The organism is Undibacterium sp. Di27W, from assembly GCF_049340345.1.
GTDB lineage: Bacteria > Pseudomonadota > Gammaproteobacteria > Burkholderiales > Burkholderiaceae_D > Undibacterium.
Genome location: NZ_JBMPOS010000004.1, coordinates 1 through 15,793, shown reverse-complemented (window position 1 = coordinate 15,793; position 15,793 = coordinate 1). Strand labels below are relative to the sequence as shown.

Here is a 15,793-nt window from a genome sequence, read left to right as displayed (position 1 = left end):
TGGGGACAAAACACCATGCAAGTATCTGCATACAAACCGCGTCTGTCGTTCTGGCAGTTGTGGAATATGAGTTTCGGTTTCTTTGGCATACAGTTTGGTTTTGCACTGCAAAATACCAATACCAGCCGCATTTTTTCTACCCTGGGGGCGAACCCGGATGATCTGGCGCTGTTCTGGCTGGCCGCACCCATCACTGGCTTGCTGGTGCAACCTGTCATTGGCTATCTGAGTGACAATACCTGGCATCCGTTTTGGGGCCGTCGTCGTCCTTTCTTTTTCATCGGTGCGATACTGGCGTCGATTGCCATGTTTCTCATGCCTAATTCCAGCGTTTTGTGGATGGCGATAGCCGTGCTGTGGATGATGGACAGTGCCATCAATATTTCCATGGAACCTTTCCGTGCCTTTGTTGGTGACAAGCTTGATGTCTCGCAACAAACTGCTGGCTTTGCCATGCAAACTTTCTTCATTGGTTGTGGTGGTGTGATTGCCTCTTTGTTGCCAACTATATTTACTGATTATCTGGGTGTCAGCAATGTGCCTGTGAATGGCGCGATACCTGACACCGTGCGTTACTCCTTTTATTTTGGTGGTGCCATATTTGCCTTGTCTGTCATGTGGACAGTGTTTACCAGTAAAGAAATTCCTCCGGCAGATCTGGAAAAATTTAAACAGGAACGTAAAAACAACCAGGGCATAGGCAAGGCCGTATCAGAAATTCTTGGCGGCTTCACCAAAATGCCCAAGACCATGGTGCAACTGGCGCTGGTGCAATTCTTTACCTGGGTCGCCTTGTTTGCAATGTGGGTCTACACCACACCCTCGATAGCGCAAACTGTGTTTCATAGCAGCGATGCACAGTCAGCAGCTTTCCAGGAAGGCGGTAACTGGGTAGGCATCATGTTCGCGGTGTATGGTGGTGTATCTGCACTGGCGGCTTTTTTGTTGCCTGTGCTGGCGAAAATCACCAGCCGCAAATTTGTGCACATGCTGTGCCTGGTCATAGGTGGTGTCAGCTTGATGAGTATCTTCCTCATCTCATCCAAGCAAATGCTGCTTTTGCCCATGGTGGGTGTGGGCATAGCTTGGGCCAGTGTACTGACTATGCCATATGCAATTCTGGCAGGTGCTTTGCCAGCAAACCGCATGGGTTATTACATGGGGCTGTTCAATTTCTTTGTGGTGATACCGCAGATCATTGCCGGTGTCGTGCTCGGTGCGATCTTGAAGCATTTCTTTGATAACCAGTCCGTCAAAGTGTTGATGCTGGGTGGGGCTTGCATGATACTGGCTGGCTTGTTGACCTTGCTGGTCAAGGATGAAGCCGCAGAGGGAACATCGGCTGCATCAAGCATGGACAAGAGCGCAGCTAATGCTGCTGCAGTTTAAGCAATCAGCATCAGCCGGAGTCTCATCATGCAAGCAAAAGCAATCAGACTGGGGCTGGCAGCACTGCTGGCTGCGTCTTGTAGTTCCATGTCGCTGGCTGCACCCAAGCTAAAAACAACCCAGCCATTTTTATGGGAAAACGCCACTGTCTATTTTTTACTGACAGACCGCTTCTATAACGCCAACCATGAAAACGACCTGGCCTATGGCCGTAAAAATGACGCCGCAGCTTTGCGCGGCTATGCTGGCGGCGACCTGGCTGGCATCACGGCCAAGATCAAGTCTGGTTATTTCAAAGACCTCGGTGTCGATGTCATCTGGCTGACGCCGCCGGTTGAGCAAATCCATGCGGGTACTGATGAGGGTACAGGCAAGTCCTATGGTTTTCACGGCTACTGGGCCAAGGACTTCACCCGTGTCGATGCCAACCTGGGCTCTGAAGCTGACATGCGCGAGTTTGTCGATACCGCACATGCACATGGCATGCGTGTCTTGCTTGATGTGGTCATGAACCACCTGGGGCCAGTGACTGAGCAAGATCCGGTCTGGCCAGAAGAGTGGGTCAGGACATCGCCCACCTGTACTTATAAAGATACTGAAACCACGGTCAGTTGCACCCTGGTCAAAAACCTGCCGGATATACGTACCGACAGCAAAGCCACAGTCAGCTTGCCGCTAGTGCTGGCAGAGAAGTGGAAGGCAGAAGGGCGCTATGACAAAGAAGTCAAAGAGCTGGATGATTTTTTCCAGCGCACAGGTTTGCCACGTGCGCCACGATACTACCTCATGAAATGGCATGTAGATTGGGTGAAGAAATACGGTGTCGATGGTTTCCGCGCAGATACCGCCAAACATACAGAACCAGAAATCTGGAAAGAATTGCATGCCCTCGCCAGCGCCGCTTATGAAGACTGGAAGCAGGCCAATCCCAAAAAGAAACTGGGCAAGCAGGCTTTCTTCATGACTGGCGAAGTGTATAACTATGCACTTGCCCACGGCCAGGACTTTGACATGGGAGGCGGCCAGACCGTCAATTTCTACCAAAATGGTTTTGACAGTCTCATCAATTTTGGTTTCAAGTCAGATGCCAACAAGACTTATGAAGCCTTGTTCAGTGATTATGCTACGCGGCTGCATGGGCCTTTGGCCGGTTACTCCGTACTCAATTACATCAGCTCACATGATGATGGCGGACCTTTTGATCTCTTGCGCCAAAAGCCGTTTGAATCGGCCAATAAACTCTTGCTCAGCCCCGGCGCTGCGCAAATTTATTATGGCGATGAAACTGCACGTACATTGAATGTCGCTGGGGCACAAGGTGATGCGACTTTGCGATCTTTCATGAACTGGGATGAACTCGCAAAAAATATCAGCCGTGATGGCTACCGCATTGCTGATGTCCGCCAACACTGGAGTCGCCTGGGTTTATTCCGGCACGCACATCCTGCCATAGGTGCGGGTCTTCATGAAAAACTGGCGGATCAACCTTATACCTTCAAGCGCACTTATGATAAGAACGGTATCCGCGATAAAGTGGTGATTGCACTGGATATTCCGGCTAAGAGCAATCCTGCGATCAGTGTGAGTGGCGTGTTTGCTGACGGACAAAAACTGCGTGACTATTACTCCGGAAAGACTGCAATAGTCGTCAATGGCAAGGTGCAATTCAATAGTGGCTTGAGCACGATATTGATCGCGCCATAGCATACTCTGAAAAAAAATAATTAGAGACATGAAAAAAACATCCACAGTCAAACTGAATATCTTTGCTGCTGCAGTCTTGTCACTGACGACTGTGGTGCATGCACAAAATTCTGCACGCACTATCGTGTCTGTCAGCAAACAGGCAGATCATCTGGAAATCCAGACCAATGACGGCCACTATATCCTGAAGCCATATAGCGACAAGATCATGGAAACCAGTTTTATTCCTGCTGCTGAAAAATTCAATCCAGCTTCGCATGCAGTCGTCTTGTCGCCCGCCCGTGTCAAGACCAGTTTCAAGGAGACGGCAAGCAGTATTCAATACCTTGCCGGTAACATCAGTGTGAACATCACTAAATCGCCACTGCAAATTTCCTATGCCTATAAGGGCAAGCCTTTGCTTTCGGAAAAAAATGGTTATAGCAAAACCAGAGATGCAGACGTGCTGGACTTTAATCTGGATGCAGATGAAGCTTTGTATGGTGGCGGTGCCCGCGCACTGGGTATGAACCGTCGCGGCAATCGCCTGCCTTTGTATAACAAGGCGCACTATGGCTATGAAGAGCGGTCAGAGCAAATGAACTTTGCCATGCCGCTGGTATTTTCATCGAAGATGTATGGCCTGCATTTTGATAATGCCGCAATAGGCCAGCTTGACCTCGACAGCAAGAGAAACAATGTGCTCGCGTATGAAACCATCAGCGGGCGCAAGACTTACCAGGTCATCGCTGGTGACAGCTGGGCAGACATCGTCAGTAACTATACCAGCCTGACCGGACATCAGCCTTTGCCGCCGCGCTGGACTTTTGGTAATTTTGCCAGCCGCTTTGGCTATCATAATGAAGCAGAAGCGCGCAGCATACTGGATAAATTCCGCGCAGAAAAAATCCCTGTCGATGCCATCATCTTTGACCTCTACTGGTTTGGCAAAGATATCAAGGGCACCATGGGTAATCTGGAATTTGACAAAGACAGCTTCCCCAATCCCAAGGGCATGATTGCTGACTTTGCCCAGCAAGGTATCAAGACTATCCTGATTACCGAACCTTTCATTCTGACGACTTCAAAAAAATGGCAAGAGGCTGTAGACAAAAATATTCTGGCAACTGACAAGCAGGGCAGGCCATTTACCTATGATTTTTATTTTGGAAATACCGGCCTCATAGATATCTTCAATCCTCAGTCACAAGACTGGTTTTGGAGTATTTATAAAGACTTGAAAAATATGGGTGTGGCTGGCTGGTGGGGTGATCTGGGAGAGCCGGAAGTCCATCCACCTGCCTTGCAGCACAAAACTGGTAGTGCCGATGAATTGCATAATATCTATGGTCATCAATGGGCCAGGTTGATTTCTGATGGCTACAAGAAGGACTACCCCAATCAGCGACCTTTCATTCTCATGCGTTCTGGTTATTCTGGTTCGCAAAGACTGGGCATGATACCGTGGTCAGGCGATGTCAATCGCACCTGGGGGGGCTTGCGTGCCCAGCCTGAAATAGCCTTACAGATGGGCATGCAGGGCATGGCCTATATGCATTCTGACCTTGGCGGTTTTGCCGGTGCCAATCTGGATGATGAGTTGTACACGCGCTGGTTGCAATATGGCGTGTTCCAGCCTGTATTTCGCCCGCATGCGCAGGAAGAGGTTGCATCTGAACCGGTCTTGCGCGAGGTTAAGACCAAAGCCCTGGCCAAGGCAGCGATAGAATTGCGTTACCGCATGCTGCCGTATAACTATACCCTGGCGTTTGAGAATAACCAGCATGGCTTGCCTTTCATGCGCCCATTGTTTTATGCGGAACCACAGAACCAGCAGCTGCAAACTGTGGCTGACACTTATCTGTGGGGTGACAGTTTCCTGGTTCATCCTGTCATGAAGGCAGGTGAAAAACAAGCCAGCGTGTATTTCCCGGCGGACAGCACCTGGTTTGATTTTTATACGGGTCAGCAACATCAAGGTGGGGCGACTGACACAGTAAGCGTGGAGCAAGATCATATCCCTGTATTTGTACGTGCCGGTGCCTTTATTCCCATGAGCCCGCTGGTGCAGAACACGCGTGACTATTCAGCAAAAAAACTGGAACTGCATTACTACCATGATGCTGCCGTTAAAAAATCGGCTGGCAAGCTATATGACGACGATGGCGAGACCGCAAATGCCTATGAGCAGGGGGCTTATACTCTCATGCATTTCAATAGCCAGGCAAATGCTGCGCAGTTGAAAGTCAGTTTGCAGGCGCAGGCAGGTGCACATGCTGAGGCTGTGGACAGGGAAATCGCTGTGCATATACACAATATTTCCAGCAAACCAGTGCAAGTCAGCCTGCAGGGCAAAGTTCTTCCGTTTAGCTGGGATGAGACTAAAAAACAGCTGACTATAGATCTGCATTGGCTGAAAAACAGCAAGGCAGAGGTATCAATAAAGTTGGGTAAATGATATTGTCATGCCCAATCAAAGGTAAGTGCAGGCTTGTCACCGTAGATTTTTGACCTGGCAGGCACTGATACTGGGCATGAATTAGCAGGCGTTTGTGGTAAATTGCGAGATTGTATTCTCTGTAAGACAATAGGCAGTAAACCGTATATATGAAAAAAGCATGACGACAGAACACGCACTTGTAGAACATGGTAACGCGGCCGGCTTTTCTGGCGGTCCGCGTTTGTTGGCAGATATAGGCGCAACCCATGCGCGCTTTACACTTGAGTCTTCGCCAGGTGTGTTTGAATCCGTCAAGGTATTGAAGTGTGATGAATACGCCGACATCATTGCCTTGTTGCGCGCCTATTTGTCTTCAGTACCTGGCAGTAAAGTCCATCATGCTGCGTTTGCACTTGCCAACCCTATCGACGGTGACCAGGTCAGGATGACCAATCGTGACTGGGCATTTTCCATAGAAGATGTGCGTCGTGAATTTGGTTTATATACGCTGCTGATCGTCAACGATTTTACTGCCCTGGCCATGTCACTGCCGGGTTTGCAAGCCAAAGACCTGATGCAGGTTGGTGGCGGCACGCCTGTGGCAAAGTCCGTGATTGGTGTACTGGGACCTGGTACCGGTTTAGGTGTGTCTGGCCTGATCCCGACTTCTGATGGCTTCGTTACCTTGGGTAGTGAAGGCGGTCACGTCAATTTTGCGCCGGTAGATGAGCGTGAATATGCCATCCTGCAATTTGCCTGGAAAGAATGGCCGCATGTTTCTACCGAGCGTCTGATTTCCGGCCCTGGCATGGAATTGATTTATCGCGCCCTGGCAGACAGGAATAATAAAAAAGCCCCAGCCTTGCCAGCACAAGACATCATGCGTGGAGCCCTCGCTGATACTGGTACTGAGGCCGATGCGCTTTGCCTGGAAACCCTGGAATGCTTTTGCGGCATGCTGGGCAGTTTCAGTGCCAACCTGGCGGTGACCCTGGGCGCTTTCGGTGGTATCTATATCGGTGGCGGCATCGTCCCATTGATGGGCGATTATTTCGCTACTTCTGCCTTCCGCACACGTTTTGAAGCCAAGGGGCGTTTCAGCAGCTATCTGGCACAAATCCCTACCTTTGTGATTACCACGCCCAATCCGGCGTTTTATGGTGTGTCGGCAATTTTGTCTGAGCACTTGCGTGGCCGCAGTGGTGACAGTTCACTCATGGACCGCATACAGCAAATCCAGGCTGAGCTGACACCGGCAGAGCGCCGGGTTGCTGCCCTGGTATTGGAAAACCCGCGCACGGTATTGAATGAAGCCATTGCAGAGATAGCCCGCCTGGCCGATGTCAGCCAGCCTACCGTTATCCGCTTTTGCCGTTCGTTGGGCTTCCTGGGCCTGGCTGATTTCAAACTCAAGTTTGCCAGCAGCCTGACCGGTACTATCCCCGTGCGCCATAGTCAGGTACGTATGAGTGACAGCACGCATGACCTGAGTGCCAAGGTGATTGATAATACTGTTTCGGCGATTTTGAATTTCCGTGATCAGCTGGATGTACGCTCGCTCGATCAGGCAATCGCGCTGTTGCGCAAGGCGAACAAAGTCGAGTTTTATGCCATGGGCAATTCACGTGCGGTGGCACTGGATGGCCAGCATAAATTCTTCCGCTTCCGTATTCCTACTGCGTCCTATGGCGATGCGCATTTGTTTTCCATGGCAGCAGAATTGCTGAACCCTGGCGATGTTGTCATCGTTGTCTCGAATTCCGGTAAGTTGCCAGAATTGCTGAAAGCGGTGGATGCGGCTCGCCTGGCCGGAGCAGATGTGATTGCGATTACACCCAACCAGTCACCACTGGCGAAGAAGGCCACGGTTTGCCTGGCAGTCAATCATACCGAAGACAATGCGACCTTCCTGTCCATGATTTCGCGCATCCTGCAATTATTGCTCATCGATATCATTGCGGTAGGCTTGTCTGTCGATGCACCTGAAACCGAGGGGCAGGGCGATGACATCAAGCGCAAGGAATTATCGCGTTTCAGCAATTTACTGATTTCGCATCTGGATAGTTGATGACGTCTTAATCTAGTCAATGCAGCTTGCCTGAGCAGTCTGCCTGCTGTTATTGTTTTGCCTTTCATCTTTGGATGGACAGGCATGTCGGCTTTTTTTGATCCCTTGGTCTTGCTCGATGCAGGCTTGCGCGGCACGCTACTGGCCCTGCTTTTGCTGTTGTCTGCCATTTTGGCTCGTGACCGCTCACAATTGCTGGTGGTGCGTGCTGGTATCGCGCTTTGCCTGGGACTGGCGGTACAGGTGCTTAGTGCCACCCCCTGGATAGAAGCCATGGTGTCACGTTTGTGGCAAGCGCCTCTGGTTGCCATCTCTGTCGCAAATGCCATCCTGTTTTGGGTGTTTGTACAGGCCTTGTTTGATGATGATTATCTGTTGCGGCCCTGGCAGGTGCTGGCCTGGTTCGCCGTTGCTGCCTTGAGTGCATTGAATTGTGCAGTCATAGCGGGTAGTGACTCCATCATTGCGCCGCTGACGATGGGTGTGCAGCGTGCCATACCGCTTATATTTGCTATTCTGGCCGCACTGGCAGCCGCCAGAAACTGGCGTACTGACCTGGTTGAACAACGCCGTCGCTTGCGTGCTTTCATCGTGATTGCCGGGAGCATCTATACCGTCTTGTTGCTGATTGCCCGCTTGAGTTCACCGCAGGGCAGGCTCATAGGCGGTACTGCCATGGCTGATGTGCTTGTTTTGTTATTGATTATCGCCATCGTGACATTCAGGATGTTAAAGCTGGGGCATCTGGATTTGTTTCCGCTTCCTGTAGCGACACTGCAAAAGCAAGTCATGCCATCAACTAATCCCGTACCTGTTGTGGCCACTGGGGCAAAGCTTGTGGAGGATAAACTGGTCACTGCCTTGCAAAAACTCATGCAGGGTGAGCATCTTTACCGCAGCGAAGACCTGACGCTGGCCAGCCTGGCTAACAAAATGCAAATCCCTGAATACCGTCTGCGCAAGCTCATCAACCAGCAACTTGGCTATCGCAACTTTAATGCCTATATCAATGCCTTCCGTCTGGATGAAGCGCGCGCTGCCTTGTCTGATCCTGCCCAAAGGGATTTGCCTGTCCTTAGCATTGCGCTGACTTCCGGTTTTCAGTCCATAGGGCCCTTCAATCGTGCCTTCAAGGCCGCGACAGGGCTCACGCCCACCGAGTATCGTAAACAAAATATGGCCGATTCCTGAAATCGGCTAGCCGAAATCTGCAATTTGCAGCTTGTGGCAAGACATCATTCGATTTTTTTAGCATAGTCAGTTTCAGCCGGGGTAGCAGCTCCGGCACTACACTGACAGGAGCCTGAATGATGAAAGCCATGCATACGCATCGTGTTAAACAATTACTGAACTGGTCCGGCTATTTGCTGCTGGGCCTGCTTTTTTTTGCCGGCGGTATGGCAAGAGCATCTGTTGGTTTAACAGAAATTGCGCCTACTGCAAGTGATGGCACGATTACCCTGTATTACCCCAGCAATGCGCCTGAGCAAGCCATACACCGCGGTCCCTTCCATTTCAAGCTGGCAGTTCAGGCGGAGCCGGTACGTGGCAATGCTCATCTGATCATCATTTCTCACGGTTCCGGCGGTTCGCCCTGGGTACATGCTGACCTGGCGCGTAGCATGGTGGAAGCCGGGTTCATCGTTGCCATGCCTGAACACCATGCCGACAACTACAAGGATGATAGCGATCCTGGGCCAGATAGCTGGACTTTGCGTCCTGCCGAAGTATCACGGGCGATAGATGCAGTTGGCCGTGATCCACGTTTTTCTCCTTTGCTGACCTTGGATAAGGTAGGCATATATGGCATGTCGGCGGGTGGCCATACCGCACTCAGCATGGCGGGTGGACGCTGGTCACCGGCTACGTACAAACAGCATTGTGAAGAAGACCTGGCGGATGATTTTCAATCCTGTGTGGGCTTGACTACCCGCTTGAAGGGAAACATATTTGATGGCTTGAAAAAATGGCTGGCTTTAATGGTCATCCGCCATCGCTTCAGCGATACCACCATGCGCGAGCATCATGATCCTCGCGTGGCCGCCGTTGTGGCTGGCGTGCCCACTGCCGCTGACTTTGATATGGCATCCCTGCAAAATCCGCCTGTGCCACTGGGTCTGGTGACGGCGGGGCAAGATCACTGGCTGATACCGCGTTTTCATAGCGATAAAGTACTGGCAGCCTGCCGCACTTGTGAGCTGGTCGCACATCTGCCTGAAGGCGGTCATGGTGCCTTATTGTCTCCCTTGCCACCGAACCTCAGTGGTCTGGAAGGGGATATGCTGAATGACCCTGTCAATTTTGATCGCTCCCAGATGGCAGGAGTGGACAAGAAAATTACGGTTTTCTTTGAAAAGCATTTATTGCATTGAAATGCATGATTCGTATCATTCTGGGTAGTGGATTTATTTCGACAATATATCCACATATTCTTTCACTGCTTGCGCGCCTTCCGGCGTGTCTGTCATGGATCGTAGCAGGAAGCTCATATGCCGGCATTCATCTGAAGTTGAAGCTTGTTTTTCGTCATTGCTTTCAGATGCGACTTCATTTTTATAATTGCTGACTGCCGTCGCATAATGAGGGGATGCAGTCAACAACTGCTGTAGTTTGGGATAGGTGGAATTGAAACGCTGAAGTTCAGTCTTGTATTCCTGGGCAGCGGCAGGGTCAGCGCGGGCGCATCTGTCTTGATAGATGACAGTCAGCTCATACAGGCGTGAGACTACCTTTGCCTGTGCAGCTGAATTATGGTCAGGGGCATTGGCCGCGTTTGAGAGATTGATCATGATTGCTGAAGTCAATGTGAAAATTATTCGTGAGAGCATGAAAATTTGTGTTGGTAGCGAACGCTTATTTATTGAGTAAATAATTGAAGCTGAAAGAGACCCTGTCAGTGTCAGTCAAGTTAGGCCCCACTCTATGAAATACATCGGACCTGAACAAGACCAGCTTGCCAACTTCGGGCGCGATGACATAGTTTTCAAACTGTTTGTATTGCATGTCGCAAGGGAAGAGGGCGAGTTCACCGTCATGTTGATTGGTGTTGAAGTAATAGGCGCCGCTGATGGGTACACCCTCTACATTTCTTTCGTGATTATGTCTTTCCTGATAGCCAAATTTTTTGGTGATATTGATCCAGCTTTGTGTGTACTGGTGATTGATTTGCCAGTCCTGGTCGCGCCTGGTCATATGGACAAACTGCAGCACACTGTCTTCTATGAATTTTCTTAAATGATGTAATTCAGCGCGGGCGAAGATGTTCTTTTCATGGTCGAAAGAACTCAGTACATTGTCGCCCCAGGAGCGACTGAGCAGGAGATTCAAGTCTTCCTTGCGGCGCAAGACTTCTTCATTGATGGCATCAATAGTGTCGTCACTAGCCCTGGATATGCCAACCAGGGTGGGGAAGAGGACTTCGATATTCATTACATGCACCGCCAACAAAAAAAGTGATGTGCATGATCTTAGATGATTTGTTGTTGGCGTGGGCTTGAAACACTTATTTCTCAAAGAAATTTAATGCACCATGCCTTGTTTGCAAATCACTTCCAGCTCGGGATATTCGACATGCAATTGCGCGAGCAATGCCTTGGCTATGCCAAGCTCGCGATAGCTGGGCTTGACGTATAAAACTTCAATGCAGATTTTTCCGCCAAGGATGCTGCAATCCAGTGCTCCTACATGCTGTTGGTCGAGAAAGGCGGAGAGCAAGACATGCTGGCAATTGGTCTGTTCATCTTGTTTGCAGATGCGTAGCGCTGCTTGCACAGCTTCACCAGAAATGATCTCAGTCATGATTTCACTGCTCCCCATAAATAGTGAATGCCCAAAGCCAGCAGGCCGATGAAAAAACAACGCTTGAACAGCGCTGGTTGCATTTTGTCGCGTATGACTTGCCCTAATTGCATGCCAGCTAATGCAGGTAACAGGGCCAGCATGGAATCACCGGCAATATTCCACTGCAAAGTACCGCTGTCGTACAGATTGATGCCCAAGGCCAGTGTGGATACCGTGAAAGACAAGCCCATGGCCTGTACCAGTTTGTCCTTATCAAGATTCAGGGCTTGCAGGAAAGGAACCGAGGGCAAGACAAATACGCCGGTAGAGGCGGTGACCATGCCTGTCGCAATCCCGATGACAGGGGCGAGCCTGCGCTCGGTCTGAGTGGACACTTGCCAATGTACCGATGCCAAGCCCATGACGCCATATAGCAGCAAGGCCACGCCCAGGCCGGCACTTGACCAGGCCTGATCTGGTTTGCTGAATAATAGTCCAGACACAAATGTACCCAGGCAGATACCCAACAGCATGGGAAACAGGCGGCGCAATAACGGTAGTAGCTCAGTGCCATAAGCCAATTGCCATATATTCGTTAAAAGCGAAGGTAAAAACAACAAGGCTGCGGCTTGCATGGTCGTCATTGACAGGCTCAGTAAAGCGATCGCCACGGTAGGCAAGCCCAGGCCTATGACACCTTTTACCATTCCTGCGAGCAGAAAGATGATGGCTATCGCCAGCCACTGAGTACTGTTGCCATGAGGAGTAAATAAGGTAGTCAGCGTTTCCATATAGACAGTTTGCCATTACCAGCAAGAACTGAAAATGTGGAATATACTCAGACAGGCTTCGTATTTGACGTAGTCTAAATCTGGAACTCATTCCAATAAACAATCTTTTCATGCGCTTTGACCTCGTCGATTTACAGTTATTTGTCCATGTAGTGGAGGCGGGCAGTATCACTGCCGGAGCTGAGCGTTCCCATCTGGCGCTGGCGTCGGCCAGTGCACGTTTGCGTGGCATGGAAGATTTACTCGGTGTGCCCTTGCTGTTGCGGCAAAGGCGTGGCGTGGAAGTGACGGATGCTGGCCGCACCTTGCTGCATCATGCCCGCATGCTGATGCAGCAAATGGAAAGAATGCGCGGCGACCTCGGGGATTATGCCAAAGGTCTCAAAGGGCATATACGCATGCTGTGTAATACCTCGGCCCTGACCGAATTTTTGCCCCAGGCTTTGGTCATCTACATGCAAGAACATCCACATATCAATATCGAAGTCGAAGAAAGGCTGAGTAATGATATCGTGCAAGCCATCATCGCCGAGCAGGCTGATATTGGCATCATTGCTGATACGGTAGACAGCGCAGACCTGCAAACCTTTTCCTTTCGCCAGGATCAACTGGTGCTGGTGACTGCTGCCGAGCATCCTTTGCAAACCATGGCCGCCATCAATGGCAATCTGGCATTTGCCGATACCCTGACCTATAATTTCGTCGGTCTGGCAGGTGACAGCGCCCTGCAGCAATACCTGAATGAACATGCGTTGCGACTGGGGCAGCGCCTGCATTACCGACTGCGCTTGCGCAGCTTCGATGGCATTTGTCGCATGGTGGAAAGCGGCGCTGGCATCGCCATCATTCCAGAAACTGCAGCCTTGCGTTATGAGCAATTGATGAAGATACACAGGCTGTATCTGACAGATACCTGGGCAGTCAGAAATTTGCTGATCTGTGTGCGGCAATTTGATGAATTGCCAACTTATGCACGTGAATTGATCAATGCCATCAAGGCTTGAAACTTTTGCGCGGCCTACAAATAACTTGCTCTCTCTGTCTTCTTGTTACAATGCAGGTCTGTTTTCATCTCCACATTCAGTTTCCATGTCAGTTACTACCTCCCTAGGCAATGTTTTTAAAAGCTTCAAAGCTAAGTTTGCATCCAGCTCCACGACAATTGCGACGCCAGTATTTGCTAGCCTGAATATCGATGCAGCTTTAACGCTGGCCTTGTTTGAGGTCTTGACGGCAGACGCAATCAAATTGAAATGGCAAGACAACTACCTGGCCCTGGAAGATGGTTTGTTACTGGCAGTTGAACGGGTGGAAACGGTCACGCTTGCTGAAGATAAATTTCGCACCTGCACGCGCATCTATGCCAGCCATGTGGAGTACTTCCCGCAAGGTTTGAGTGAGTACCAGCATGCCATTGGCGCGACTGAATCTGAGGCTGTGCTGGAAGGTTTGCGTACCTGGGCGAAGATGGATTTACTGGTTTTGCAGGATGCTGTCCGCGAGCAGCCTGTGAATTGCACAGTCATAGAAATGAATACCAGCGCTGAAGCAGCGGAAAGCAGCAGTTTTCGTCAGGTGATACTTGGGCCAGTCGCCCATCTGGCCAGCCAGCCTGCACCCGGGAAAAAAGAAGAGCATCCATTTTGCCCTTGCTGTTTGTTTACAGAAAGTATGCCGGCTTTTCATGATCTGTTGCAGACCAGTGACTTCATAGGCATACGCCTGTTTGCCTCACGCGATAATGAAGACAAGCTGGCCGCTGATTGTCGCGTCAATGGCGAAGATTTTATCCCTGCCGTTGAACATCTGAAGCAATATGCAGAAAAATGGCCGCAGCGCGGACTGGAATTTCGAAAACAATATGTGGTCGTCCGTACCAGCAAGCACAGCGTCAACCAGGCGCAACTGGTGCAACTGGTGCAGGCCAAGCCGACTGAGCTTTGATGCAGCTTTGCTTGCTGCAATATTGAATGTGATACATTAGAAATGATCATTCGCGACGCATCGCCAATTTACTATCAATGTACTATCAATGAGTGAGGAATATTATGTATCGTAGCTACTTCAAGGGACAATGGAGTGAAGGTAATACGCCACTGTTTGGCGCCATGGATAATGCAGTCTGGCTGGGTTCCTCGGTGTTTGATGGTGCACGTTCCATACGTGGCCTGACACCGGACCTGCGCCTGCATCTGGCCCGCGTCATACAATCGGCCCAGAGCCTGGGTTTGCAATGTCCTTACAATGTCGATGAACTCGAAGCCTTGTGCCGCGAAGGCATCGCCCTGTTCCCGGCTGACGCTGAACTGTATATACGCCCGCTGGTGTTTGGCACTGACGGCCTGCTGATTCCTGAACCATCAACGACAGGCTTTGCTCTGACCTTGTTTGATGCGCCCATTCCTGCATTTACCGGTTTCTCTGCCTGCCTGTCCAGCCTGCGTCGCCCTGATCCTTCCATGGCACCGACTGATGCCAAGGCATCTTGCCTGTACCCAAATTCTACCAGGGCTTTGCGTGAAGCCAAAGAACGTGGTTTTGACAATGGCGTGGTCTGCGATGTGCATGGCAATGTGGCAGAATTTGCCACTGCCAATCTCTTCTTTGTGACGGCAGATGATGAGATCGTCACACCCGTGGCAAATGGCAGTTTCTTGTCCGGTATTACGCGTGCACGCGTGATCGGTTTGCTCAAGGAAGATGGCAAGCAAGTGTCTGAGCGCACTGTGAAACCTGAAGAATTGCTGGCAGCAAAAGAAATTTTCAATACAGGTAACTTTGCCAAGGTCACACCTTGCACCAGATATGAAAGCCGTGAATTACCTATAGGTGTAGTAGCGACGCGTGCACGTGACTTGTATTTGCAATTCATGCAAAACACCTAAGCCTGAACCAGGATGATGCTGAAACGGATTCATCATGTAGCAATCATTTGCTCTGATTATCAGGTGTCCAAGGATTTCTACACCCGGCTTTTGGGTTTGCGCGTCATTGCTGAAACCTATAGAGCAGAACGGTCTTCCTACAAACTGGATCTGGCCCTGCCGGATGGTTCGCAAATTGAATTGTTTTCATTTCCTGACGCGCCGCCACGGGTATCTCGACCCGAAGCCCAGGGCTTGCGCCATCTGGCATTTGAAGTCGATGATGTCTCAGCCTGCAAAGCGGTGCTTGAAGCCCAGGGGCTGGCAGTGGAGGATATCAGGATGGATGAATTGACCGGACGACGCTTCGTTTTTTTTGCTGACCCTGATGATTTGCCGCTGGAATTGTATGAGGCGATGAATTGATTGATGCGATGTCACTGAGCGCTGTCACTGAGCGATGTTGCTGAGTTGGCACTATTGCGTAATAAAAAAGCCGGGAAGCATGCTTCCCGGCTTTTTTATTCATGATGAAATGATATGACTTATTTCAAGAACTGCTCATTGCCAACCATACCAATCTTGGTGACACCAAGACGCTGTGCCGCTGCCATGACGGCTGCCACAGATTTGTAAGGTACAACAGCGACCGGACGCAGATGCACTTCAGGCTGATCTTTCTGTGAAGCGGCTTCGGTCAGCTTGGCTTCGAGTTCAGCGCTGTTGACTGTCGTGCCATTCCAGGCCACGGTACCATCAAAGTCCACATCAATATCAA

15 protein-coding genes are annotated in these 15,793 nt (G+C 50.4%); 10 read left to right on the top strand and 5 right to left on the bottom strand.

Annotation, left to right across the window (positions count from 1 at the left end):
- Positions 1-15 precede the first annotated feature (15 nt).
- The 6 genes from ACO0LF_RS09735 (at position 16) to ACO0LF_RS09710 (ending at position 9,952) form a co-directional block, all read left to right on the top strand.
- On the top strand, positions 16-1,389 hold the full coding sequence (locus tag ACO0LF_RS09735; protein ID WP_423013915.1) for an MFS transporter: 1,374 nt from the start codon (positions 16-18) through the stop codon (positions 1,387-1,389).
- A gap of 27 nt (positions 1,390-1,416) precedes the next feature.
- Complete coding sequence (locus ACO0LF_RS09730; protein ID WP_423013914.1) at positions 1,417-3,093, top strand: alpha-amylase family glycosyl hydrolase; 1,677 nt, start codon at positions 1,417-1,419, stop codon at positions 3,091-3,093.
- 28 nt (positions 3,094-3,121) lie between these two features.
- Entirely contained in the window at positions 3,122-5,530 is a 2,409-nt protein-coding gene (locus tag ACO0LF_RS09725; protein ID WP_423013913.1) for a TIM-barrel domain-containing protein, read from the top strand.
- Between the two features lie 160 nt (positions 5,531-5,690).
- Positions 5,691-7,580, top strand: a complete 1,890-nt coding sequence (locus ACO0LF_RS09720; protein WP_423013912.1) for a glucokinase — start codon at positions 5,691-5,693, stop codon at positions 7,578-7,580.
- A gap of 84 nt (positions 7,581-7,664) precedes the next feature.
- Positions 7,665-8,771: a helix-turn-helix domain-containing protein gene (locus tag ACO0LF_RS09715; protein WP_423013911.1), complete on the top strand. Its 1,107-nt coding sequence runs from the start codon at positions 7,665-7,667 to the stop codon at positions 8,769-8,771.
- A gap of 116 nt (positions 8,772-8,887) precedes the next feature.
- Positions 8,888-9,952, top strand: a complete 1,065-nt coding sequence (locus ACO0LF_RS09710; protein ID WP_423013910.1) for an alpha/beta hydrolase family protein — start codon at positions 8,888-8,890, stop codon at positions 9,950-9,952.
- Between the two features lie 33 nt (positions 9,953-9,985).
- On the opposite strand, the gene ACO0LF_RS09705 is transcribed toward ACO0LF_RS09710, so the two are convergent.
- The 4 genes from ACO0LF_RS09705 to ACO0LF_RS09690 all read right to left on the bottom strand — a co-directional run bounded on the left by ACO0LF_RS09705 (position 9,986) and on the right by ACO0LF_RS09690 (position 12,151).
- A complete protein-coding gene (locus tag ACO0LF_RS09705) occupies positions 9,986-10,369 on the bottom strand; it encodes a hypothetical protein (RefSeq protein WP_423013909.1) in 384 nt (127 codons plus the stop codon).
- 64 nt (positions 10,370-10,433) lie between these two features.
- Positions 10,434-11,009: a putative 2OG-Fe(II) oxygenase gene (locus ACO0LF_RS09700; protein ID WP_423013908.1), complete on the bottom strand. Its 576-nt coding sequence runs from the start codon at positions 11,007-11,009 to the stop codon at positions 10,434-10,436.
- 90 nt (positions 11,010-11,099) lie between these two features.
- Complete coding sequence (locus ACO0LF_RS09695; protein WP_423013907.1) at positions 11,100-11,378, bottom strand: GNAT family N-acetyltransferase; 279 nt, start codon at positions 11,376-11,378, stop codon at positions 11,100-11,102.
- Entirely contained in the window at positions 11,375-12,151 is a 777-nt protein-coding gene (locus ACO0LF_RS09690; RefSeq protein ID WP_423013906.1) for a sulfite exporter TauE/SafE family protein, read from the bottom strand. Before ACO0LF_RS09690 ends, ACO0LF_RS09695 begins: the two co-directional genes overlap by 4 nt.
- A gap of 110 nt (positions 12,152-12,261) precedes the next feature.
- Between ACO0LF_RS09690 and ACO0LF_RS09685 the strand changes: the two genes are divergently transcribed.
- The 4 genes from ACO0LF_RS09685 to ACO0LF_RS09670 all read left to right on the top strand — a co-directional run bounded on the left by ACO0LF_RS09685 (position 12,262) and on the right by ACO0LF_RS09670 (position 15,441).
- Positions 12,262-13,155, top strand: coding sequence for a LysR substrate-binding domain-containing protein (locus tag ACO0LF_RS09685; RefSeq protein WP_423013905.1), 894 nt, complete (start codon positions 12,262-12,264; stop codon positions 13,153-13,155).
- Positions 13,156-13,240: 85 nt separating this feature from the next.
- On the top strand, positions 13,241-14,095 hold the full coding sequence (locus tag ACO0LF_RS09680) for a DUF6348 family protein (RefSeq protein WP_423013904.1): 855 nt from the start codon (positions 13,241-13,243) through the stop codon (positions 14,093-14,095).
- Between the two features lie 104 nt (positions 14,096-14,199).
- Positions 14,200-15,036, top strand: coding sequence for a branched-chain amino acid aminotransferase (locus tag ACO0LF_RS09675; protein WP_423013903.1), 837 nt, complete (start codon positions 14,200-14,202; stop codon positions 15,034-15,036).
- A 15-nt stretch (positions 15,037-15,051) separates the two neighbouring features.
- A complete protein-coding gene (locus ACO0LF_RS09670) occupies positions 15,052-15,441 on the top strand; it encodes a VOC family protein (protein ID WP_423014215.1) in 390 nt (129 codons plus the stop codon).
- A 119-nt stretch (positions 15,442-15,560) separates the two neighbouring features.
- Here the strand turns inward: ACO0LF_RS09670 and ACO0LF_RS09665 are convergent.
- The coding region (locus ACO0LF_RS09665) for an ExbD/TolR family protein (RefSeq protein WP_423013902.1) at positions 15,561-15,793 on the bottom strand (233 nt) is incomplete at its 5' end.

What these genes read in the sequence shown, in the direction of transcription:
- ACO0LF_RS09725 (WP_423013913.1), top strand. Translation starts at nt 3,122, where the DNA reads ATGAAAAAAACATCCACAGTCAAACTGAATATCTTTGCTGCTGCAGTC.
- ACO0LF_RS09705 (WP_423013909.1), bottom strand. Translation starts at nt 10,369, where the DNA reads ATGATCAATCTCTCAAACGCGGCCAATGCCCCTGACCATAATTCAGCT.
- ACO0LF_RS09695 (WP_423013907.1), bottom strand. Translation starts at nt 11,378, where the DNA reads ATGACTGAGATCATTTCTGGTGAAGCTGTGCAAGCAGCGCTACGCATC.
- ACO0LF_RS09690 (WP_423013906.1), bottom strand. Translation starts at nt 12,151, where the DNA reads ATGGAAACGCTGACTACCTTATTTACTCCTCATGGCAACAGTACTCAG.
- ACO0LF_RS09670 (WP_423014215.1), top strand. Translation starts at nt 15,052, where the DNA reads ATGCTGAAACGGATTCATCATGTAGCAATCATTTGCTCTGATTATCAG.
- ACO0LF_RS09730 (WP_423013914.1), top strand. Translation starts at nt 1,417, where the DNA reads ATGCAAGCAAAAGCAATCAGACTGGGGCTGGCAGCACTGCTGGCTGCG.
- ACO0LF_RS09680 (WP_423013904.1), top strand. Translation starts at nt 13,241, where the DNA reads ATGTCAGTTACTACCTCCCTAGGCAATGTTTTTAAAAGCTTCAAAGCT.
- ACO0LF_RS09710 (WP_423013910.1), top strand. Translation starts at nt 8,888, where the DNA reads ATGATGAAAGCCATGCATACGCATCGTGTTAAACAATTACTGAACTGG.
- ACO0LF_RS09720 (WP_423013912.1), top strand. Translation starts at nt 5,691, where the DNA reads ATGACGACAGAACACGCACTTGTAGAACATGGTAACGCGGCCGGCTTT.
- ACO0LF_RS09700 (WP_423013908.1), bottom strand. Translation starts at nt 11,009, where the DNA reads ATGAATATCGAAGTCCTCTTCCCCACCCTGGTTGGCATATCCAGGGCT.
- ACO0LF_RS09735 (WP_423013915.1), top strand. Translation starts at nt 16, where the DNA reads ATGCAAGTATCTGCATACAAACCGCGTCTGTCGTTCTGGCAGTTGTGG.
- ACO0LF_RS09685 (WP_423013905.1), top strand. Translation starts at nt 12,262, where the DNA reads ATGCGCTTTGACCTCGTCGATTTACAGTTATTTGTCCATGTAGTGGAG.
- ACO0LF_RS09675 (WP_423013903.1), top strand. Translation starts at nt 14,200, where the DNA reads ATGTATCGTAGCTACTTCAAGGGACAATGGAGTGAAGGTAATACGCCA.
- ACO0LF_RS09715 (WP_423013911.1), top strand. Translation starts at nt 7,665, where the DNA reads ATGTCGGCTTTTTTTGATCCCTTGGTCTTGCTCGATGCAGGCTTGCGC.